The 19,619-nt window shown below is 66.0% G+C and carries 18 protein-coding genes; 17 read left to right on the forward strand and 1 reads right to left on the reverse strand.

Annotated elements, in window-relative coordinates:
• Positions 1–13 precede the first annotated feature (13 nt).
• From pyrH to ACSQ9E_RS05575, 14 genes are read left to right on the forward strand one after another with little or no spacing between them, the layout of a single operon-like run.
• Positions 14–736, forward strand: coding sequence for a UMP kinase (pyrH, locus tag ACSQ9E_RS05510; protein WP_007852283.1), 723 nt, complete (start codon positions 14–16; stop codon positions 734–736).
• A gap of 60 nt (positions 737–796) precedes the next feature.
• Positions 797–1,357, forward strand: a complete 561-nt coding sequence (frr, locus tag ACSQ9E_RS05515; RefSeq protein ID WP_057205606.1) for a ribosome recycling factor — start codon at positions 797–799, stop codon at positions 1,355–1,357.
• A 21-nt stretch (positions 1,358–1,378) separates the two neighbouring features.
• Entirely contained in the window at positions 1,379–2,113 is a 735-nt protein-coding gene (uppS, locus tag ACSQ9E_RS05520; protein ID WP_057205608.1) for a polyprenyl diphosphate synthase, read from the forward strand.
• 9 nt (positions 2,114–2,122) lie between these two features.
• A complete protein-coding gene (locus ACSQ9E_RS05525; protein ID WP_057205610.1) occupies positions 2,123–2,980 on the forward strand; it encodes a phosphatidate cytidylyltransferase in 858 nt (285 codons plus the stop codon).
• The gene (gene ispC / locus ACSQ9E_RS05530; protein WP_057205611.1) at positions 2,977–4,155 is read left to right on the forward strand and encodes a 1-deoxy-D-xylulose-5-phosphate reductoisomerase; all 1,179 of its coding nucleotides are present in this window, start codon (positions 2,977–2,979) and stop codon (positions 4,153–4,155) included. Before ACSQ9E_RS05525 ends, ispC begins: the two co-directional genes overlap by 4 nt.
• A gap of 54 nt (positions 4,156–4,209) precedes the next feature.
• Positions 4,210–5,571 carry an RIP metalloprotease RseP gene (gene rseP / locus ACSQ9E_RS05535; protein WP_057205613.1) on the forward strand — a complete coding sequence of 454 codons (1,362 nt, stop codon included), beginning with the start codon at positions 4,210–4,212 and terminating at the stop codon, positions 5,569–5,571.
• A 45-nt stretch (positions 5,572–5,616) separates the two neighbouring features.
• Positions 5,617–7,914: an outer membrane protein assembly factor BamA gene (gene bamA / locus ACSQ9E_RS05540; protein ID WP_057205615.1), complete on the forward strand. Its 2,298-nt coding sequence runs from the start codon at positions 5,617–5,619 to the stop codon at positions 7,912–7,914.
• Entirely contained in the window at positions 7,914–8,438 is a 525-nt protein-coding gene (locus ACSQ9E_RS05545) for an OmpH family outer membrane protein (RefSeq protein WP_179681313.1), read from the forward strand. Before bamA ends, ACSQ9E_RS05545 begins: the two co-directional genes overlap by 1 nt.
• Before the next feature lie 30 nt (positions 8,439–8,468).
• Entirely contained in the window at positions 8,469–9,449 is a 981-nt protein-coding gene (gene lpxD, locus ACSQ9E_RS05550) for a UDP-3-O-(3-hydroxymyristoyl)glucosamine N-acyltransferase (RefSeq protein ID WP_427999885.1), read from the forward strand.
• 16 nt (positions 9,450–9,465) lie between these two features.
• A complete protein-coding gene (gene fabZ, locus ACSQ9E_RS05555) occupies positions 9,466–9,906 on the forward strand; it encodes a 3-hydroxyacyl-ACP dehydratase FabZ (protein ID WP_057205621.1) in 441 nt (146 codons plus the stop codon).
• A gap of 14 nt (positions 9,907–9,920) precedes the next feature.
• A complete protein-coding gene (gene lpxA, locus ACSQ9E_RS05560; protein WP_427999886.1) occupies positions 9,921–10,718 on the forward strand; it encodes an acyl-ACP--UDP-N-acetylglucosamine O-acyltransferase in 798 nt (265 codons plus the stop codon).
• A gap of 26 nt (positions 10,719–10,744) precedes the next feature.
• Positions 10,745–11,914, forward strand: a complete 1,170-nt coding sequence (lpxB, locus tag ACSQ9E_RS05565) for a lipid-A-disaccharide synthase (RefSeq protein ID WP_427999887.1) — start codon at positions 10,745–10,747, stop codon at positions 11,912–11,914.
• Positions 11,874–12,548, forward strand: coding sequence for a ribonuclease HII (gene rnhB, locus ACSQ9E_RS05570; protein ID WP_427999888.1), 675 nt, complete (start codon positions 11,874–11,876; stop codon positions 12,546–12,548). Before lpxB ends, rnhB begins: the two co-directional genes overlap by 41 nt.
• A 22-nt stretch (positions 12,549–12,570) precedes the next feature.
• Positions 12,571–13,362: a TrmH family RNA methyltransferase gene (locus tag ACSQ9E_RS05575; RefSeq protein ID WP_436217123.1), complete on the forward strand. Its 792-nt coding sequence runs from the start codon at positions 12,571–12,573 to the stop codon at positions 13,360–13,362.
• A gap of 30 nt (positions 13,363–13,392) precedes the next feature.
• On the opposite strand, the gene ACSQ9E_RS05580 is transcribed toward ACSQ9E_RS05575, so the two are convergent.
• Positions 13,393–14,199, reverse strand: coding sequence for a hypothetical protein (locus ACSQ9E_RS05580; protein WP_427999890.1), 807 nt, complete (start codon positions 14,197–14,199; stop codon positions 13,393–13,395).
• A gap of 445 nt (positions 14,200–14,644) precedes the next feature.
• On the opposite strand from ACSQ9E_RS05580, the gene carA reads away from it, so the two are divergent.
• Genes carA through carB form a run of 3 tightly spaced genes read left to right on the forward strand, consistent with a single transcriptional unit; the run spans position 14,645 to position 19,514 of the window.
• Positions 14,645–15,817 carry a glutamine-hydrolyzing carbamoyl-phosphate synthase small subunit gene (gene carA / locus ACSQ9E_RS05585; RefSeq protein ID WP_436217124.1) on the forward strand — a complete coding sequence of 391 codons (1,173 nt, stop codon included), beginning with the start codon at positions 14,645–14,647 and terminating at the stop codon, positions 15,815–15,817.
• Between the two features lie 21 nt (positions 15,818–15,838).
• Positions 15,839–16,255, forward strand: a complete 417-nt coding sequence (locus ACSQ9E_RS05590; protein ID WP_436217125.1) for a hypothetical protein — start codon at positions 15,839–15,841, stop codon at positions 16,253–16,255.
• A 10-nt stretch (positions 16,256–16,265) separates the two neighbouring features.
• On the forward strand, positions 16,266–19,514 hold the full coding sequence (carB, locus tag ACSQ9E_RS05595) for a carbamoyl-phosphate synthase large subunit (protein ID WP_427999892.1): 3,249 nt from the start codon (positions 16,266–16,268) through the stop codon (positions 19,512–19,514).
• The last annotated feature ends 105 nt before the right edge of the window (positions 19,515–19,619 follow it).

The following is a 19,619-nucleotide window of genomic DNA, read 5'->3' on the forward strand; positions in this document are numbered from 1 at the left end:
GGAGAAGTTTCCCATGTCCAACGCTGCACCAGCCCACAAGCGCATCCTGCTCAAGCTGTCTGGTGAGGCGCTGATGGGGGATGACGCCTTCGGCATCAACCGCGCCACCATCGTGCGCATGGTGGAGGAGATCGCCGAGGTCACCCGCCTGGGTGTGCAGGTGGCGGTGGTGATCGGTGGCGGCAATATCTTCCGTGGTGTCGCGGGCGGCTCGGTCGGCATGGACCGGGCCACCGCCGACTACATGGGCATGCTGGCCACCGTGATGAACGCGCTGGCCCTGGCCGATGCCATGGACAAGCAGGGCCTGATCGCCCGCGTGATGTCCGCCATTGCCATCGAGCAGGTGGTCGAGCCCTACGTGCGCCCCAAGGCGCTGCAGTACCTTGAAGAGGGCAAGGTGGTGGTCTTCGCGGCCGGCACGGGCAACCCCTTCTTCACCACCGACACGGCTGCGGCCCTGCGCGGTGCCGAGATCGGTGCCGAGCTGGTGCTCAAGGCCACCAAGGTGGACGGCGTTTATACTGCCGACCCCCAGAAGGATCCCACGGCCACGCGCTACACGAAGCTCAGCTTCGACGAGGCCATGTCCCGCAACCTGGGCATCATGGATGCGACTGCTTTTGCCCTGTGCCGCGACCAGAAGCTGCCGGTGCGGGTGTTCTCGATCATCAAGCACGGCGCGCTCAAGCGCGTGGTGATGGGCGAGGACGAGGGTACGCTGGTTTACGCCTGATGACGATGCACGGGTGGGCTGCGCGCCTGCCCGTCTCTGGTCTGCCCCGAGGAGAAAAACATGACGATTGCCGACATCAAGAAAAACGCTGAAACCAAGATGGACCAGTCCATCTCGGCCTTCAAGAACAACCTGCAGAAGATCCGCACGGGTCGCGCCAACCCCTCGCTGCTCGACTCCGTGCAGGTCGAGTACTACGGCTCCTTCGTGCCCCTCTCCCAGGTGGCCAACGTGGCGCTGATCGACTCGCGCACCATCAGCGTGCAGCCCTGGGAAAAGGGCATGGGCGCCAAGATCGAAAAGGCCATCCGCGAAAGTGACCTGGGCCTGAACCCCGCTTCCATGGGCGACCTGATCCGCGTGCCCATGCCGCCCATGAGCGAAGAGCGCCGCAAGGAAATGACCAAGCTGGCCCGCACCGAAGGTGAGAGCGCCAAGATCGCCGTGCGCAACCTGCGCCGTGACGCCAACGAGGCGGTCAAGAAGCTGGTCAAGGACAAGCTGGCTTCCGAAGACGACCAAAAGCGCGCCGAAGCCGACGTGCAAAAGTTCACCGACCGCCACATCCTGGAGATCGATGCGCTGGTGGCGGCCAAGGAACAGGAAATCATGGCGGTTTGAGCCAGAGGCTCGAACATTCGCATGCCAGTATCTCCGGTGGTGCCACACCACATTGCCATCGTCATGGATGGCAACGGCCGCTGGGCCACGCGCCGCTTCCTGCCGCGCCTGGCTGGCCACAAGCAAGGGGTTGATTCATTGCGCCGCTGCGCACGCGCCTGCGTGCAGCGCGGCGTGGGTGTGCTCACCGTCTTCGCCTTCTCGTCCGAAAACTGGAACCGGCCGGCCGATGAGGTCTCCGGCCTCATGGAGCTGCTGGCCATGGCGCTGGCGCGCGAGGTGCCCCAGCTCATGAAGGACGGCGTGCGCCTGTACTTCGTGGGCGAGCGCACGGGCCTGTCGCCCAAGGTGCAGGGTGGCCTGGCCCAGGCCGAGGCCGCCACGGCCCACAACACGCGCCTGGTGCTCAACGTCTGCTTCAACTATGGCGGGCGCTGGGACATTGCCCAGGCAGCGGCGGCCCTGGCTGCCAAGGGCGAGCCGATCACCGAAGCCAGCCTGAATGCGGCCATGGGCATGTCCCACGTGCCCGACCCGGACCTTGTCGTGCGCACCGGTGGCGAGATGCGCATCAGCAACTTCCTGCTGTGGCAGATCGCGTATTCGGAGCTGGTCTTCAGTGACCGGCTGTGGCCGGATTTCGACGAATCCGCACTGGACGAAGCCATTGCGGCTTACAGTGCGCGGGAGCGCCGCTTCGGCAAAACCTCAGAACAGATCACCCTGTCCGCGCATCCCGATCCGATGCCGGGCTGAAAAGGCCCCATGCTCCAACAGCGCGTCATCACTGCCCTTGTCCTTCTGGCCATCCTGTTGCCAGCGCTGTTCTACGGCTCGCCCCTGCCCTTTACCGTGGTGGTGCTGGTGCTCATGGCCGCCGGCGCGTGGGAGTGGGGCCGGCTGTGCGGCTTTGGCCAGGCGGGCTCGCTCGCCGTGGGCGCCGCCTGCATGGCGCTGTGCCTGGGCTCGTGGGCGCTGGGCTGGCTCACCCAGCCGCTGACGGTGCTGTGGATCGTGGGCGGGGCCCTGTGGGTGCTGGGCACTGCTTGGCTGCTGCGCGCGGGTGTGCCCGGCTGGCCACGCATCCCGGCGGCGGTGCGCCTGGTGGCCGGCGTGCTTGCCCTGTGGCTGGCCTGGCTGGCGGTGGTGCAGGCGCGCCACGTGGGCATCAACTTCCTGCTGTCGGTGCTGGTCCTCGTGTGGGTGGCCGACATCTTTGCCTATTTTGCGGGCCGCGCCTTCGGCCTGCGCTTCACCAAGGGCAAGCTGGCCCCCGCCATCAGCCCCGGCAAGAGCTGGGAAGGTGTGTGGGGCGGCCTGGCGGGCGTGCTGGTGCTTTCGTTCGCCTGGGTGGCGGCCGATGCCCACTGGCAGGCCGAGGTGCTCAGTTTCTACAGCCGCATGGCCCGCCAGGGCTGGTGGCTGCTGGTGGTGGCGGCCCTGTTCATGACGGCGATGAGTGTTTCCGGTGACCTGGTGGAATCGCTCATCAAGCGCAGCGCCGGCGTCAAGGACAGCAGTGGCCTGCTGCCTGGCCACGGCGGCGTGCTCGACCGCGTGGATGCCCTGCTGCCCACCCTTCCCCTGGCCATGATGCTCACGAGCCTGACGACCCCTTTATGAAACAACGGCTTACCGTTCTTGGCTCCACCGGCTCCATCGGGACCAGTACCCTGGACGTGGTGGCGCGCCACCCTGAACGCTTCGAGATCTTTGCACTGAGCGCGGCCACGCAGGTCGACCTGATGCTGGCGCAATGCGCGCAGTTCACCCCCCGCTTTGCGGTCATGGCCAGCGCGCCCCATGCCCGTGCGCTGGAGGACAAGCTGCGCCAGAATGGCCTGGCCACCCGTGTGCTGTACGAGGCCGACGCGCTCGAAACCATTGCCTCGCACCCCGATGTGGATGCGGTCATGGCCGCCATTGTGGGCGCGGCCGGCCTGGCGCCCTGCCTGGCCGCTGCGCGCGCGGGCAAGCGCCTGCTGCTGGCCAACAAGGAGGCCCTGGTGGTGGGCGGCGGTCTGTTCATGCAGACGGTCAAGGAGGGCGGGGCCACCCTGCTGCCCATCGACAGCGAGCACTCGGCCATCTTCCAGTGCCTGCCCGAAGACCCTGCCACCTGGCCGGACCGGGTGGACAGCATTTTGCTGACCGCGTCCGGCGGGCCCTTCCGCCAGCGCGACCCGGCCACGCTTTCGCAGATCACGCCCGACCAGGCCTGCGCCCACCCCAATTTCTCGATGGGGCGCAAAATCTCGGTCGATTCGGCCACCATGATGAACAAGGCGCTCGAAGTGATCGAGGCACGCTGGCTGTTCGACCTGGCGCCCGACCAGATCAAGGTGGTGATCCATCCGCAGCAGATCATCCATTCCATGGTGCAGTTCAACGATTCCTCCATCCTGGCCCAGCTGGGCACGCCCGACATGCGCGTGCCGATCGCCGTGGGCCTGGCCTGGCCCGAGCGCATTGCCAGCGGTGCCAGCCGGCTCGACTTCTCGGCCCTGAGCGCGCTGGCCTTCGAGGATGCCGATGCCATCCGCTTCCCCGGTCTGCACCTGTCCTGGCAGGCGCTCAAGGCCGCCGAGGGCACGACGGCCGTGCTCAATGCCGCCAACGAGGTGGCGGTGGGGCGGTTTCTGTCGGGCAGATTGCGTTTCGACCATATCCATGCCGTCAATCTTGCAACTTTGGACGCGGTTTCCCCCTCCAAGCCGGATTCGCTGGCAGCGCTGCTCGATCTGGACGCCCAGTCGCGCAGGGCGGCAGAGCAGGCCGCCGGCCTGCTGGCCGCCTGACCGACCCCATCCGATGGCCGCCGCTGCTGTCCCTGTTGACCCACGGAGCCTTCCATGTTGCTGACCCTTGTTGCCTTTGTCGTTGCCCTGGGGCTGCTGATTGCCGTGCACGAGTACGGCCACTACCGTGTGGCCGTGGCCTGCGGCGTCAAGGTGCTGCGCTTTTCGGTGGGCTTTGGCAAGCCGCTGTTCACCTGGCGGCCCAAGGGCTCGCCGACGGAGTTCGTGCTCGGCGCCTTCCCCTTGGGTGGCTATGTGCGCATGCTCGATGAGCGCGAGGCGCCCGTGCCGCCCGAAGAGCGCCACCTGGCCTTCAACACCCAGCCCCTGCGCTCGCGCGCGGCCATTGTGGCGGCGGGTCCCATCGCCAACCTGTTGCTGGCGGTGCTGCTGTACTCCATCGTCAACTGGAACGGCGTGGAGGAGCCCAAGGCTGTACTGGCCAGCCCCGTGGCCGGCTCGGTGGCACAGGCGGCCGGCCTGCGTGGCGGCGAACTGGTGCAGCGCGCCGCCCTGGGGTCGGACGAGCTGGAGCCCGTGCGCTCGTTCGAAGACCTGCGCTGGCTGCTGACCCGTGGCGCGCTGGAGGGCGAATCCGTGCGCCTGGACGTGCAGCCGCAGAACGGTGCGCACCGCGAGCTGGTGCTGGACATGTCGAAAATCGACTCCCGCGAGGCCGATGCCCAGCTGTTCCGCAAGATCGGCATCCTGGGGCCCTGGACCCGGCCGGTGCTGGGTGAGGTGGTGGCCAAGGGCGCGGCAGAGCGCTCGGGCCTGCAGCAGGGCGACGTGGTGCTCAGGATCGGTGCCGCCGAGGTGGTCGATGGCCAGCAGCTGCGCGAGCTGATCCGCCAGTCCATGCGCGGCACGGAGCCGTTGTCGCAGCCCTGGCTGATCAACCGTGCGGGCAATTCGCTCACGCTGGACGTGCTGCCCGATGCCCAGCCCGAGCTCGGTGCCACGGTGGGCCGCATCGGCGCCTACGTTGGTGCGCCCCCCGAATTTGTAACCGTTGAATACGGCGTGCTCGAGGGTTTCTGGACCGGTGTGGTGAAGACCTGGGACGTTTCGCTGCTCACCCTGAAGATGATGGGCCGCATGGTGATCGGCGAGGCTTCCCTCAAGAACCTCAGCGGGCCGCTGACCATTGCGGACTATGCCGGCCGCTCGGCCAGCCTGGGCCTCACGCAGTATCTGGTGTTCCTGGCGCTGATCAGCGTGAGCCTGGGTGTGCTGAACCTGCTGCCGCTGCCTGTTTTGGACGGTGGGCACCTGATGTATTATCTTTGGGAGGGCGTGACGGGCAAGCAAGTGTCGGACGCATGGCTGGAGCGGCTGCAGCGCGGCGGTGTCGCAGTGCTGCTCCTCATGATGTCCATTGCCCTGTTCAACGATATCACCCGGCTTTTTGGCTAACCATTTTTCCGCCCTTGCCTTGCAAGAGCGGCTCCAGCTTCATTCATGAAAAATCCAATCAATCGCCTGGGCGTGCGTACCGCATCGGCCATTGCAGCCATGGTCTTTGTCGCCAACGCGGCGTGGGCACTGGAGCCCTTCAAGGTGCAGGACATCCGCGTGGAGGGCCTGCAGCGCGTGGAGCCCGGCACCATCTTCGCCTCCATGCCCCTGCGTGTGGGCGATGACTACAACGACGAGAAGGGCGCTGCGGCCATCCGCGCGCTGTTCGGCCTGGGCCTGTTCAAGGACGTGCGCCTGGAAGCCTCGGGCAACGTGCTGGTGGTGGTGGTCGAAGAGCGCCCCACCATTGCCGACGTGGATTTCGCGGGCACCCGCGAGTTCGACAAGGATGCGCTCAAGAAGAGCATGCGCGAAGTGGGCCTGACCGAAGGCCGCCCCTACGACAAGGCGCTGACCGACCGCGCCGAGCAGGAGCTCAAGCGCCAGTACATCAACAAGAGCCTGTATGGCGCCGAAGTCGTGACCACGGTGACGCCCATCGAGCGCAACCGCGTGAACCTCACGTTCTCGGTGGTCGAGGGCGAGCCCGCGCGCATCAACGAAGTGCGCCTGGTGGGCAACAAGGCCTTCAGCGAATCCACGCTCAAGGGCCTGTTCGACCAGGACACGGGTGGCTGGCTCAGCTGGTACACCAAGTCCGACCGCTACTCGCGCGCCAAGCTCAATGCCGACCTGGAAACCCTGCGCACCTACTACCTGCAGCGCGGCTACCTGGAGTTCCGTGTGGAGTCCACGCAGGTCGCCATCTCGCCGGACAAGCAGGGCATCTCGATCACCGTGAACGTGTTCGAAGGCGAGCGCTACGTGGTCTCGGGCGTCAAGCTCGAAGGCAACTACCTGGAGCGCGAGGACGAGTTCAAGTCGCTGATCACCATCCGTGCAGGCGAGCCCTACAACGCTGACCAGGTGACCGAAACCACCAAGGCCTTCTCCGAGTACTTCGGTCGCTTCGGCTTTGCCTTTGCGCGCGTGGAGGCCGTGCCCGAGATCGACCGCGAGAACAACCGCGTGGCCCTGGTGCTGCAGGTCGAGCCCTCGCGACGCGCCTATGTGCGCCGCATCAACGTGAGCGGCAACAACCGCACCCGTGACGAAGTGATCCGCCGCGAGTTCCGCCAGTACGAAGCCTCCTGGTACGACGGCGAACGCATCCGCCTGTCGCGCGACCGCGTGGACCGCCTGGGCTTCTTCACCGAAGTCAACGTCGAGACGCAGGAAGTGCCCGGCTCGCCCGACCAGGTGGACCTGGTGATCAACGTGGCCGAAAAGCCCACGGGTTCGCTGCAGATGGGCGTGGGCTTCTCCAGTGCCGAGAAGGTGGCCCTGTCCTTCGGCATCAAGCAGGAGAACTTCTTCGGCTCGGGCAACTACCTGGGCGTGGACGTCAATACCAGCAAATACCGCCGCACCTTGGTGTTCAGCACCACCAACCCGTACTTCACCGATGAAGGCATCTCGCGCACGGTGGACCTGTACTACCGCACCGACAAGCCGTACGAGGACCAGGGCGGCAACTACCAGCTGGTGACCACCGGTGGATCTATGCGCTTTGGCGTGCCCTTCAGCGAGACGGACACGGTGTTCTTCGGTGGTGGCCTGGAGCAGACCACCATCAAGCCCGGCACCAACATCCCGGCCACCTACCTGGCCTATGCCGACAATTTCGGCTACAAGAGCACCTCGATTCCGCTGACCATCGGCTGGTCGCGCGATGACCGCGACAGCGCGCTGGCCCCCAACTCGGGCCGCTACCAGCGCGTGAACTCCGAGTGGTCGGTGGCGGGCGATGCACGCTACGTGCGCGCCAACTACCAGTACCAGCAGTACGTGCCGCTCAACAAGCGCTTCACGCTGGCCTTCAACGGCGAGTTGGGCATCGGCAAGGGCATGAACGGCCGGCCGTTCCCGGTGTTCAAGAACTTCTACTCGGGTGGCCTGGGTTCGGTGCGTGGTTTCGACCAGGGCACCCTGGGCCCGCGCGACGTGACGGGCTCCTCCCTGGGTGGCCCGAAGAAGGTCACCCTCAATGCCGAGCTGATCGCACCCTTCCCGGGTGCGGGCAACGACCGTACGCTGCGCGTCTTCACCTTCATGGATGTAGGCAATGTGTATGGCGAGCATGAAAAAGTAACCGCCAGCGACATGCGAGCCTCCGTGGGGCTGGGCCTGAGCTGGATTTCCCCGCTGGGCCCGCTGCGCCTGGCCTTTGCACAACCGGTACGCAAGTTTGCTGGCGATAGAATCCAGAAACTGCAATTCCAGATTGGAACGTCTTTCTAATGAAATCCCTTTCCCGCCATTTCGCCTTGGCCCTGCTGTTCGGCACGTTTGCCATGGCCGCGCCCGTACAGGCGCAAGAATCGTTCAAGGCTGGCCTGGTCAACATCGACCGCATCTTCCGCGAAGCCAACACCTCCAAGGCGTCCCAGGCCAAGCTCGAGCAGGAATTTGCTCGCCGCGAAAAAGAGCTGGTGGACATGGGCAACTCCCTGAAGACCGCCTCCGAGAAGTTCGAACGCGAAGCCCCGACCCTGGCCGAAAGCCAGCGCAATACCCGCCAGCGCCAGCTGGTGGACCAGGACCGCGACTTCCAGCGCAAGCGCCGCGAGTTCCAGGAAGATCTGAGCGCCCGCCGCAACGAAGAGCTCGCTGCCGTTGTGGACCGTGCCAACAAGGTCGTCAAGCAGGTGGCCGAGGCCGAGAAGTACGACGTGATCCTGCAGGAAGCCGCGTACATCAACCCCAAGCACGACATCACCGACAAGGTGATCAAGGCGCTCAATGCCGCGCCTGCCGCCAAGTAAGCACCGGCAGCGCAACCCGGCAGGTGGCGCGTGAGCTTGCTTCTCAGGCACATCGTCGATGCGCTGGGTGGCTCGCTGGAGGGAGGGACGGGTGACACCCCCATCTCCCGCATCGCGCCCCTGGAGGTTGCGGGGCCGGGTGACCTCAGTTTCCTGAGCAACCCCCGCTACCAGCAGCAACTGGCCGCCTCCCGGGCGGCCTGTGTCATTGTGGCGCCTGCCATGCGCGAGGCTGCCGTGGCACGCGGCGCCTGCATCGTGGCGGACAACCCCTATGTCTACTTCGCCCGCGCCACGCAGCTGTGGCGCCAGCACACGGCACCCGCAGGGCAGGGCGGTGTGCATGCCAGCGCCGTGGTCGATGCGTCGGCGCGGGTGCATCCCAGCGCCACCATCGGCCCGCTGTGCGTGGTCGAACGGGGTGCGCACATCGGCGCGGGCACGGTGCTCAAGTCCCGCGTCACGGTCGGTGAGGACTGCCGCATCGGCGAGCGCTGCATCGTCCATGCGGGTGTGGTGATCGGTGCCGACGGCTTCGGCTTTGCGCCCGAGAAGGGCCAGTGGGTCAAGATCGAGCAACTGGGCGCGGTGCGCATCGGTGACGATGTGGAGATCGGGGCCAATACCTGCATTGATCGCGGGGCGCTGGACGACACCGTCATCGAGGACGGCGTCAAGCTCGACAACCTGATCCAGATCGGCCACAACGTGCGCATCGGCAAGCACTCGGCCATGGCCGGCTGCGTCGGCGTGGCCGGCAGCGCGACCATCGGCGCGCACTGCACCGTGGGTGGGGGTGCCATTGTCCTGGGCCACCTCACGCTGGCGGACAATGTGCACATATCAGCGGCCACGGTGGTCACCCGCTCGCTGACGCGGCCGGGCCAGTACACCGGCATGTTCCCCATCGACGACAATGCGCGGTGGGAAAAAAACGCTGCAACACTGAAACAACTGCACAGCTTGCGCGATCGCATCAAGGCGCTCGAGCAGGCTCTCAAGGCAGCATGAACGGAAGAACAACTCGATGATGGATATTCACGCGATTCTCAAGCAACTGCCGCACCGCTACCCGTTCCTGCTGGTGGACAAGGTGCTGGAGCTGGAGAGCAACACCCGCATCAAGGCGATCAAGAACGTCACCTTCAACGAGCCATACTTCATGGGGCACTTCCCGGGGCGTCCCGTGATGCCCGGCGTGCTGATCCTCGAAGCCCTGGCCCAGGCCGCCGGGCTGCTGGCGTTCGACGCCATGGGCAAGGTGCCCGATGAGAACAACATCTACTACTTCGTGGGCATCGATGGCGCGCGCTTCAAGCGCCCCGTGGAGCCTGGCGACCAGCTCATCCTGTCGATCACCATCGACCGCGTGCGCGGCGGCATCTGGAAGTTCAAGGGCGTGGCCAGCGTGGGTGAAGAAGTGGCCTGCGAGGCCGAACTCATGTGCACCATGCGCAGCGTCAACTGACCTCTTTTCGCCGGTTGTCGAACGTGAGCAATATCCATCCCACCGCCGTCGTCGCCGATGGCGCCCGCCTGGCCCCGTCGGTGCAGGTGGGCCCCTATGCCGTGGTCGGCCCGAACGTGGTGATCGGTGCCGGCACCACGGTGGGCGCGCACTGCGTCATCGAGGGCCACACCACCATCGGGCAGGACAACCGCATCTTCCAGTTCGCTTCGCTGGGCGCGGCCCCGCAGGACAAGAAGTACGCTGGCGAAGCCACGCGCCTGGTGATCGGCAGCCGCAACACCATCCGCGAGTTCTGCACGCTGAACACCGGCACGGTGCAGGACCGCGGCGAGACCACGGTGGGCGACGACAACTGGATCATGGCCTATGTGCATGTGGCGCACGACTGTGCCATTGGCCACCAGACCACCCTGGCCAACAACACCACGCTGGCCGGCCACGTGGAGGTGGGCGACTGGGCCACCGTAGGCGGCCTCACGGGCGTGCTGCAGCGCATGCGCATCGGCGCGCACACCATGGTCGGTTTCTCCAGCCACGTCAGCAAGGACGTGCCGCCCTACATGGTGGTGGACGGCAACCCGCTGGCCGTGCGCGGCGTGAACCTGGTGGGCTTGCGCCGGCGCGATTTTTCGGCCCAGCGCATTGCCGCTATCCGCGAGATGCACAAGCTGCTGTACCGCCAGGGGCTGACCCTGGACGAAGCACGCAAGCAGATTCTTGCCCTGCCTGGTGACATGCCCGAGGCGGCCGGTGACGTGGCGCTGTTGGATGCTTTCCTCGACAGCGCCGCCCACGGCATCGCGCGCTGATCCCTCACCCAAGAGACTGCCGAATGATGGACAAGGCGCCCCGCGTGGCGATGGTCGCAGGCGAGGCCTCGGGCGACCTGCTGGCCGGCCTGCTGCTCGACGGTGTGCAGGCCCGCTGGCCTGCCGCCACGGCGCACGGCATCGGCGGGCCGCAGATGGCCAAACGCGGCTTTGCGGCCTGGTGGCCCAGCGACAAGCTGGCCGTGCACGGCTACAGCATGGAGGTGCTGCGCCGCCTGCGGGAGCTGCTGGGCATCCGCAAAGCGCTGCGCACCCGCCTGCTGGCGGACCGGCCCGACATCTTCATCGGCGTGGATGCGCCCGACTTCAACCTGGCGCTGGAGGCCGACCTGCGTGCTGCCGGCATTCCCACCGTGCACTTCGTGTGCCCCTCCATCTGGGCATGGCGCGCCGACCGCATCGAGAAGATTCGCAGAAGTGCAGGCCATGTGCTGTGCATCTTCCCGTTCGAGCCGGAGTTGCTGGCCAAGAACGGCATTGCCGCCACCTACGTCGGCCACCCCCTGGCCAGCGTGATCCCCGAGGTGCCCGACCGCCGTGCTGCGCGCGCTCGCCTGGGCCTGTCTGATGCCGATGAGGTGCTGGCCATCCTGCCCGGCAGCCGCTCGGCCGAGGTGCAGTACATCGCGCCCGCGTTCTTCGCGGCGGCCGCCTTGCTGCGCAAGGCGCGCCCGAACCTGCGCATGGTGGTGCCTGCCGTGCCCGCGCTGCAACCGCGCATCGAAGAGGCTGCGCGTGCACACGGTGTGGCCGATGTGCTGCAGATCGTCACCGGCCAGTCGCACACCGTGCTGGCCGCCTGCGATGTGACGCTGATCGCCAGCGGCACGGCCACGCTGGAGGCAGCGCTGTTCAAGCGCCCCATGGTCATTGGCTACCACATGCACCCCTTGAGCTGGTGGCTCATGAAGCGCAAGCAGCTGCAGCCCTGGGTGGGGCTGCCGAACATCCTGTGCGGCGAATTCGTGGTGCCCGAGCTGATCCAGGGCGCGGCCACGCCGCAGGCGCTGTGCGACGCCACCTTGCAATGGTTTGACGCAAAAGTGCAGCATCCCGCTACCATCACGGCTTTGGAACAGCGCTTTTCCGCGCTGCACGCGAGCCTGCGGCGCGACACTTCCCAACTGGCTGCCGATGCGATCGAGAAAATCCTTGCCACCACCGCTGCTGTTTGAACAGGTGAGCCTGGACTGGCATCCGCCCGGTCTGGTGGCCGGCGTGGACGAGGCCGGCCGCGGTCCGCTGGCCGGGCCTGTGGTGGCTGCCGCCGTGATCCTCGATGACCTGCGCCCCATCGCCGGGCTGGACGATTCCAAGAAGCTCACGGCGCTGCGCCGCGAGGCCCTGTTCGACGAGATCCGTGCCAAGGCGCTGTGCTTTGCCATCGCCGAGGCCAGTGTGGAAGAGATCGACCAGCTGAACATCCTGCAGGCCACGCTGCTGGCCATGCGCCGTGCCGTGATGGGCCTGCGCCTCAAGCCCGTGCGCGTGCTGGTGGACGGCAACCAGTTGCCCCGGCTCGACGTGCCGTCCGAGGCCATCGTCAAGGGCGATGCGCTGGTGAAGTCCATCTCGGCCGCCTCCATCCTTGCCAAGGTCCACCGCGACCGCTGGTGCAAGGAGGTGCACGAGCATTTTCCGCACTACGGCTTCTCGGCCCACAAGGGCTATGGCACCGTGGTGCACATGGAAGCCCTGCGTGCCCATGGCGCCTGCATCCACCACCGGCGCTCGTTCGCCCCGGTGGCTCAGGTGCTGGTGCAGTCCTCCTCATCATCTCTCTCCGTTTCCCAGGGCATCGGCGCGTGACGCGCTGCGGCACTGCCGTTCCATGACCTCTTCTTCCGTCACTGCCATCCATTCGCGCGACAACGCCTGGGTCAAGGAACTGCGCCGCCTGGCGCAGGACAATGGCGCCTACCGCAAGCAGGGCCGCGTCTGGCTCGAAGGCGACCACCTGTGCCGCGCGGCGCTGGAGCGCGGCGTGGCACCGGCCGTGGCGGTGTTCGCCGAATCGCTGTGGCCCACGGCCCAGCCCGAGTGGGGCAAGGCCGCGCCCAAGGTCGTGGTGCTGGCCGACGCCCTGTTTGCCGACATCAGCGGGCTGGAGTCGCCGGCAAAGATGGGCTTCGTGCTCGACCTGCCCGAGGGCCGGGAACCCCGGCAAGGCGTGGCCGCCGTGGTGCTCGATCGCGTGCAGGATGCGGGCAACGTCGGCTCCATTTTGCGCAGTGCCTCGGCCTTCGGATTTAGGCAGGTGCTGGCGCTCAAGGGCAGTGCTGCGCTGTGGTCGCCCAAGGTTCTGCGTGCGGGCATGGGCGCGCATTTTGCGCTCGACCTGGTCGAGGGCCTCGCGCCCGAGGACCTTGCCGACCTGGATCTGCCGATGCTGGTCACCAGCTCGCACCAGGGCGACTACCTGCACCGCGCCGATCTGCCCTGGCCCTGCGCCTGGGTCATGGGGCACGAAGGGCAGGGCGTGAGCACCGTGCTGCAGGAGCGCGCCAGCCAGCACATCCGCATCGCCCAGCCGGGCGGGGAGGAGTCGCTCAATGTGGGCGCGGCCGCTGCCATCTGCCTGCATGCGAGTGCGGCGCAGTGTGCGCTGCAGGCGGGGCGCTGAACCACCGCCTCGCAAGGCCAAAGCCGTGAATTACTGGTTCCGCAGAAACTGCTGGATGAAGTCACCCTGGTTGGAAGCATCCTGGTGGGTGGTGAACACCAGCTTCTGACCTTCCACGCGCAACTTCATCTCTGCGCCGAACTGGCACTGGATCTGGCCCAGCGACGCGGCCTTGGCCTTGAAGCTCGCATTGCTCTTGCACATGCTGTCCATCTGCGAAGCTACCTCTCCGCAGAAACTGGCGATGCTGAGCTTCTTGAGCTTGTCGTCGTCGATGGACTTCCAGTCCACCGCCGTCTTCACTGGGCTGCCGCAGGCGGAGCTGGCCGAGGTGTCGGTGCTGGCCAGGTCCGTCTGTGCCGACGCCAGGTGTTTGTCGCGGTCGAAGCGGGCCAGCTTTTCCTGCACGCCGTCCTTTTGCTGGCGCGCATAGGCGCTCTTGAGCTCGGCTACGTTCAAGGCCTTGCTCTTCTTCTCGTCGAACGACAGGTCCACCGCGCCCTGGCGGCCCGGCAGGTAGGTGACATAGCGCTCGCCACTGCCGTAGCGGTTGGTCTGCTTCTGCACCAAGCCCCAGTCCCGGCCATCGAGCGTGGTCACATAGGCCTCGGTGCCGCTACCGCGCTGCTCCTGCTTGCCCAGGAAGATCACCTTGTCGATGGGGCTGTTGAAGCCGCTCACGCGCATCAGCGCGGCCTTGCCGTCCGTGGTCGGTGCCAGCACCACCTCCAGACCTTGCGGGCCCGAGAATACTTGCGGGTAGGCCGCCAGGTCCTGCGCGCCGGCCAGGGTGGACAACAGTGCGCATGCCCATGCAATCGAAGTCTTCTTGGTCATCCCATCTCTCTTTGTGGTGTCTACGGTGCGGCAAAGTCTATAGGAGGGCCCTGGCCGGTCCTGCCTGCTGCGGCGCGAAGTTGTGTCGGTTCGTGAAAAGCTTCTCGGTTGCGCCGCGGCGGTGGGGTGGTAGCAGTCCGAGGCGGGTCCTGCTCTGTCACAAGGCGCTGGAATCGTCGCTGCTTGTTACAATCAAGTTTGCTATACAAACAATAGCGAACGAGAAAGGGCACGCCGCCGTGCCGCCGTGGCCGCGGAGCACTTCAGCAGCGGCAGTGGAGGGGAATGTACCGGGCTGGCACGGAAAGATGGGCCTCTCAGGCTACAATTGGAGGCTTTCCCGCAAACACGTCGCCCGGCCGCACTCAAAGCAAACCTCCCACAAACAGCAGTCCCAGGATCACTTCCTGCGACTCCGGGCGACCGTAACCATTCGGAGAACCCAGTGCTTTTGTCTCTCAAGGGAACCTTCCCGCCCGCCATCCTGGCGCTCGCAGACGGCACGGTCTTTATCGGCAATTCGATCGGTGCCACCGGCACCACCGTCGGCGAAGTGGTGTTCAACACCTCCATCACCGGCTACCAGGAAATCCTTACCGACCCGAGCTACTGCCAGCAGATCGTCACCCTGACGTATCCGCACATCGGCAACTACGGCGTCAGCCCCGAGGATATCGAAGCCGACAAGGTCCATGCCGCAGGCCTGATCATCAAGGATCTGCCGCTCATTGCCAGCAACTTCCGCTCCACCGAGACGCTGTCCCAGTACCTCGTGCGCGAGCGCACCGTGGCCATCTCCAACATCGATACCCGCAAGCTCACCCGCCTGCTGCGCGAAAAGGGCGCCCAGAACGGCGCCATCGTCGGCCTGGCCGAAGGCCAGGAAGTGACGCAGGCGCTGATCGACCAGGCCCTGGCCGCTGCCAAGGCCGCCCCCAACATGGCCGGGCTGGACCTGGCCAAGGTGGTGTCGACCCAGGCTGCCTACGAGTGGACCGAGACCGAGTGGGTGCTGGGCAAGGGCTACGGCACGCTCGAGGCACCGCAGTTCCATGTGGTGGCCTACGACTACGGCGTGAAGAAGAACATCCTGCGCATGCTCGCGCAGCGCGGCTGCAAGGTCACCGTGGTGCCGGCGCAGACGCCCGCAGCCGACGTGCTGGCCATGAAGCCCGATGGCGTGTTCCTCTCCAACGGCCCTGGCGACCCACAGCCTTGCGACTACGCCATCGAGGCCACGCGCACCATTGTCGAGAGCGGCCTGCCCACCTTCGGCATCTGCCTGGGCCACCAGATCATGGCCCTGGCCGCTGGCGCCAAGACCTTCAAGATGACGCACAGCCACCACGGTGCCAACCACCCGGTGAAGGACCTGGATACCGGCCGCGTGAGCATCACCAGCCAGAACCACGGTTTTGCGGTGGAGATGGATTCGCTGCCCGCCAACCTGCGCGCCACGCACGTGAGCCTGTTCGACGGCACGCTGCAGGGCCTGGTGCACAAGGACAAGCCGGCGTTCTGCTTCCAGGGCCACCCTGAGGCATCGCCCGGCCCGCACGACATCGCCTACCTGTTCGACCGCTTCACCGACGCGATGCGCAGCGCGCGCACCCAGTAAGCACAACGAAGGAATCGCGCCATGAAACTCTTCAGCTTCCCCGCCGCCTCGCTCGAAAAAGCCATCCACAAGCGTGTGCTGACCCTGCCGTCGCCGCACCGCGAATGGTTCACCGAACGCTGGTCGCAAAAGCCCTACAAGAAGTCCTTCGTCGAGAACAAGGCGATGCCGCTGGTCACGCTGGTGGCCAAGGGCAAGACCTGGGACGACGAAACCTTTGCCGAAGCCATGGCCGAGTGGGACGTGACGTTTTATGACGCAGAGACCGAAGTGCTGCTTCCCCTGGTGCAGGGCGATGGCCTGCTGCAGCTGATGCAGAAGAACCTGCCGCCCGAGCGCGCGCAGGCGCTCATCGCCAGGCTGAAGGTGCGGCGCGACGCCGCAGCCCCCGCCACTGCGCCCACCAGCCCCCAGGCAGCCGAACCCACGATCGACTGATCGACGCAACATGCCAAAACGTACAGACATCAAAAGCATTCTCATCATCGGCGCTGGCCCGATCATCATCGGCCAGGCCTGCGAGTTCGACTACTCCGGCGTGCAGGCCTGCAAGGCCCTGCGCGAAGAGGGCTACAAGGTCATCCTGATCAACAGCAACCCCGCGACGATCATGACCGACCCGGCCACGGCCGACGTGACCTACATCGAGCCCATCACCTGGCAGACGGTCGAGAAGATCATCGCCAAGGAGCGCCCCGACGCCATCCTGCCCACCATGGGTGGCCAGACGGCGCTCAACTGCGCGCTCGACCTGTGGCACCACGGCGTGCTCGACAAGTACAAGGTCGAGCTCATCGGCGCCACGCCCGAGGCCATCGACAAGGCCGAAGACCGCCTGAAGTTCAAGGACGCGATGACCAAGATCGGCCTGGGCTCGGCGCGCTCTGGCATCGCCCACAGCATGGAAGAGGCCTGGGGCGTGCAAAAGCAGGTGGGTTTCCCCACCGTGATCCGCCCCAGCTTCACGCTGGGCGGCACGGGTGGCGGCATCGCCTACAACCCCGAAGAGTTCGAGACCATCTGCAAGCGCGGCCTGGAAGCCTCGCCCACCAACGAGCTGCTGATCGAAGAGTCGCTGCTCGGCTGGAAGGAGTACGAGATGGAAGTGGTGCGCGACAAGGCGGACAACTGCATCATCATCTGCTCCATCGAGAACCTGGACCCGATGGGCGTGCACACCGGCGACTCCATCACCGTGGCCCCCGCGCAGACGCTGACCGACAAGGAATACCAGATCATGCGCAACGCCTCGCTGGCGGTGCTGCGCGAGATCGGTGTGGACACGGGCGGCTCCAACGTGCAGTTCTCGATCAACCCCGAAGACGGCCGCATGGTCGTGATCGAGATGAACCCGCGCGTTTCGCGCTCCTCGGCACTGGCCTCCAAGGCCACGGGTTTCCCCATCGCCAAGGTCGCTGCCAAGCTGGCCGTGGGCTACACGCTCGACGAGCTGCGCAACGAGATCACGGGCGGCGTCACGCCGGCCTCGTTCGAACCGTCCATCGACTACGTGGTCACCAAGATCCCGCGTTTCGCGTTCGAGAAGTTCCCGACCGCCGACAGCCGCCTGACCACGCAGATGAAGTCCGTGGGTGAAGTGATGGCCATGGGCCGCACCTTCCAGGAATCCTTCCAGAAGGCCCTGCGTGGCCTGGAAGTCGGCGTGGACGGCATGAACGAGAAGACCCAGGACCGCGAAGTGCTCGAAAAGGAGCTGGGCGAGCCCGGCCCCGAGCGCATCTGGTATGTGGGCGACGCCTTCGCCATGGGCCTGTCGGTGGACGAAGTGTTCGAGCTGACCAAGATCGACCGCTGGTTCCTGGTGCAGATCGAGCAGATCGTGAAGATCGAACTGGACATCGACAAGCTGGCCGCTGAAAAGGGCGAGGGCGCCCTGGCGGCGCTGGACGCGCCCACGCTGCGCACGCTCAAGCAAAAGGGCTTCTCCGACCGCCGCCTGGCCAAGCTGCTCAAGACCACCGAGAAGGCCGTGCGCGAAGCGCGCCGTGCGCTCAATGTGCGCCCCGTGTACAAGCGCGTGGACACCTGCGCGGCCGAGTTCGCCACCAACACCGCCTACCTGTACTCCACGTACGAGGACGAGTGCGAAGCCGAGCCGACAAACAACAAGAAGATCATGGTGCTCGGCGGTGGCCCCAACCGCATCGGCCAGGGCATCGAGTTCGACTACTGCTGCGTGCACGCGGCGCTGGCGATGCGCGAGGACGGCTACGAGACCATCATGGTCAACTGCAATCCCGAGACTGTCTCCACCGACTACGACACCTCCGACCGCCTGTACTTCGAACCCGTGACGCTCGAAGACGTGCTGGAGATCGTGGACAAGGAAAAGCCGGTCGGCGTGATCGTGCAGTACGGCGGCCAGACGCCCCTGAAGCTGGCCCTGGGCCTGGAAGCCGAAGGCGTGCCGATCATCGGCACCAGCCCCGACATGATCGATGCTGCCGAAGACCGCGAGCGCTTCCAGAAGCTGTTGGGTCAACTGGGCCTGCGCCAGCCGCCCAACGCCACGGCCCGCACCGAACCCGAGGCCCTGGAAAAGGCTGCCGCCCTGGGCTACCCCCTGGTGGTGCGCCCCAGCTACGTGCTGGGTGGCCGTGCGATGGAAATCGTGCACGAGCAGCGCGACCTGGAGCGCTACATGCGCGAAGCCGTCAAGGTGAGCAACGACTCGCCCGTGCTGCTGGACCGGTTCCTGAGCAACGCCATCGAGTGCGACGTGGACTGCGTGCGCGACTCCGCAGGCGTCACCTTCATCGGCGGCGTGATGGAACACATCGAGCAGGCCGGCGTGCACAGCGGCGACTCCGCTTGCTCGCTGCCCCCGTACTACCTGTCGCAGCCGACCATCGACGAGATCAAGCGCCAGACCGCCGCCATGGCCGAAGGCCTGAGCGTGGTGGGCCTGATGAACGTGCAGTTCGCCATCCAGGAAGTCGACGGCAAGGACGTGATCTATGTGCTCGAAGTGAACCCCCGCGCCTCGCGCACGGTGCCCTTCGTGAGCAAGGCCACCGGCATCCAGCTGGCCAAGGTGGCCGCGCGCTGCATGGCCGGCCAGACGCTGGCCTCGCAGGGCATCACCAAGGAAGTGACGCCGCCGTACTTCAGCGTGAAGGAGGCCGTGTTCCCCTTCGTGAAGTTCCCCGGCGTGGACACCATCCTCGGCCCCGAGATGAAGTCCACCGGCGAAGTCATGGGCGTGGGCAAGACCTTCGGCGAAGCCTTCGTGAAGAGCCAGCTCGGCGCGGGCACCAAGCTGCCCACCTCGGGCAAGGTGTTCCTCACCGTGAAGAATGCCGACAAGCCGCGCGCCGTCGACATCGCACGCCAGCTCGTGGCCCTGGGCTTCGAGCTCGTGGCCACCAAGGGCACGGCAGCGGCCATCGAAGCGGCCGGCGTGCCGGTCAAGGTGGTCAACAAGGTGACCGAAGGCCGCCCGCACATCGTGGACATGATCAAGAACAACGAGATCGTGATGGTCATCAACACCGTGGAAGAGCGCCGCAACGCGATCGCCGATTCACGCGCCATCCGCACCTCGTCGCTGCTGGCCCGGGTGACCACCTTCACCACCATCTTCGGCGCCGAAGCGGCCGTGGAAGGCATGAAGTACCTGGACAACCTGGACGTGTACTCGGTGCAGGAGCTGCACGCGCAGTTGGCTGCCGCCTGATCCGGCGCCGGCAACGGCCCCAAGGCCCCGTGAAGCGCAGCCCTGGCTGCCTCCACGGGGCTTTTTCATGGCGCAGCGGGGGCGGGCAAGCCCTGTTGCCTGCCC

This window comes from Acidovorax sp. LjRoot118 (assembly GCF_964253575.1).
GTDB lineage: Bacteria > Pseudomonadota > Gammaproteobacteria > Burkholderiales > Burkholderiaceae_C > Acidovorax.

Excerpts from the sequence above, each read along its gene's own strand:
- fabZ (WP_057205621.1), top strand. The coding sequence starts at position 9,466 with ATGATGGATATTCACGCGATTCTCAAGCAACTGCCGCACCGCTACCCG.
- rnhB (WP_427999888.1), top strand. The coding sequence starts at position 11,874 with ATGCGATCGAGAAAATCCTTGCCACCACCGCTGCTGTTTGAACAGGTG.
- carB (WP_427999892.1), top strand. The coding sequence starts at position 16,266 with ATGCCAAAACGTACAGACATCAAAAGCATTCTCATCATCGGCGCTGGC.
- ACSQ9E_RS05590 (WP_436217125.1), top strand. The coding sequence starts at position 15,839 with ATGAAACTCTTCAGCTTCCCCGCCGCCTCGCTCGAAAAAGCCATCCAC.
- ACSQ9E_RS05545 (WP_179681313.1), top strand. The coding sequence starts at position 7,914 with ATGAAATCCCTTTCCCGCCATTTCGCCTTGGCCCTGCTGTTCGGCACG.
- ispC (WP_057205611.1), top strand. The coding sequence starts at position 2,977 with ATGAAACAACGGCTTACCGTTCTTGGCTCCACCGGCTCCATCGGGACC.
- rseP (WP_057205613.1), top strand. The coding sequence starts at position 4,210 with ATGTTGCTGACCCTTGTTGCCTTTGTCGTTGCCCTGGGGCTGCTGATT.
- frr (WP_057205606.1), top strand. The coding sequence starts at position 797 with ATGACGATTGCCGACATCAAGAAAAACGCTGAAACCAAGATGGACCAG.
- lpxB (WP_427999887.1), top strand. The coding sequence starts at position 10,745 with ATGGACAAGGCGCCCCGCGTGGCGATGGTCGCAGGCGAGGCCTCGGGC.
- ACSQ9E_RS05525 (WP_057205610.1), top strand. The coding sequence starts at position 2,123 with ATGCTCCAACAGCGCGTCATCACTGCCCTTGTCCTTCTGGCCATCCTG.
- uppS (WP_057205608.1), top strand. The coding sequence starts at position 1,379 with ATGCCAGTATCTCCGGTGGTGCCACACCACATTGCCATCGTCATGGAT.
- ACSQ9E_RS05580 (WP_427999890.1), bottom strand. The coding sequence starts at position 14,199 with ATGACCAAGAAGACTTCGATTGCATGGGCATGCGCACTGTTGTCCACC.
- ACSQ9E_RS05575 (WP_436217123.1), top strand. The coding sequence starts at position 12,571 with ATGACCTCTTCTTCCGTCACTGCCATCCATTCGCGCGACAACGCCTGG.
- bamA (WP_057205615.1), top strand. The coding sequence starts at position 5,617 with ATGAAAAATCCAATCAATCGCCTGGGCGTGCGTACCGCATCGGCCATT.
- pyrH (WP_007852283.1), top strand. The coding sequence starts at position 14 with ATGTCCAACGCTGCACCAGCCCACAAGCGCATCCTGCTCAAGCTGTCT.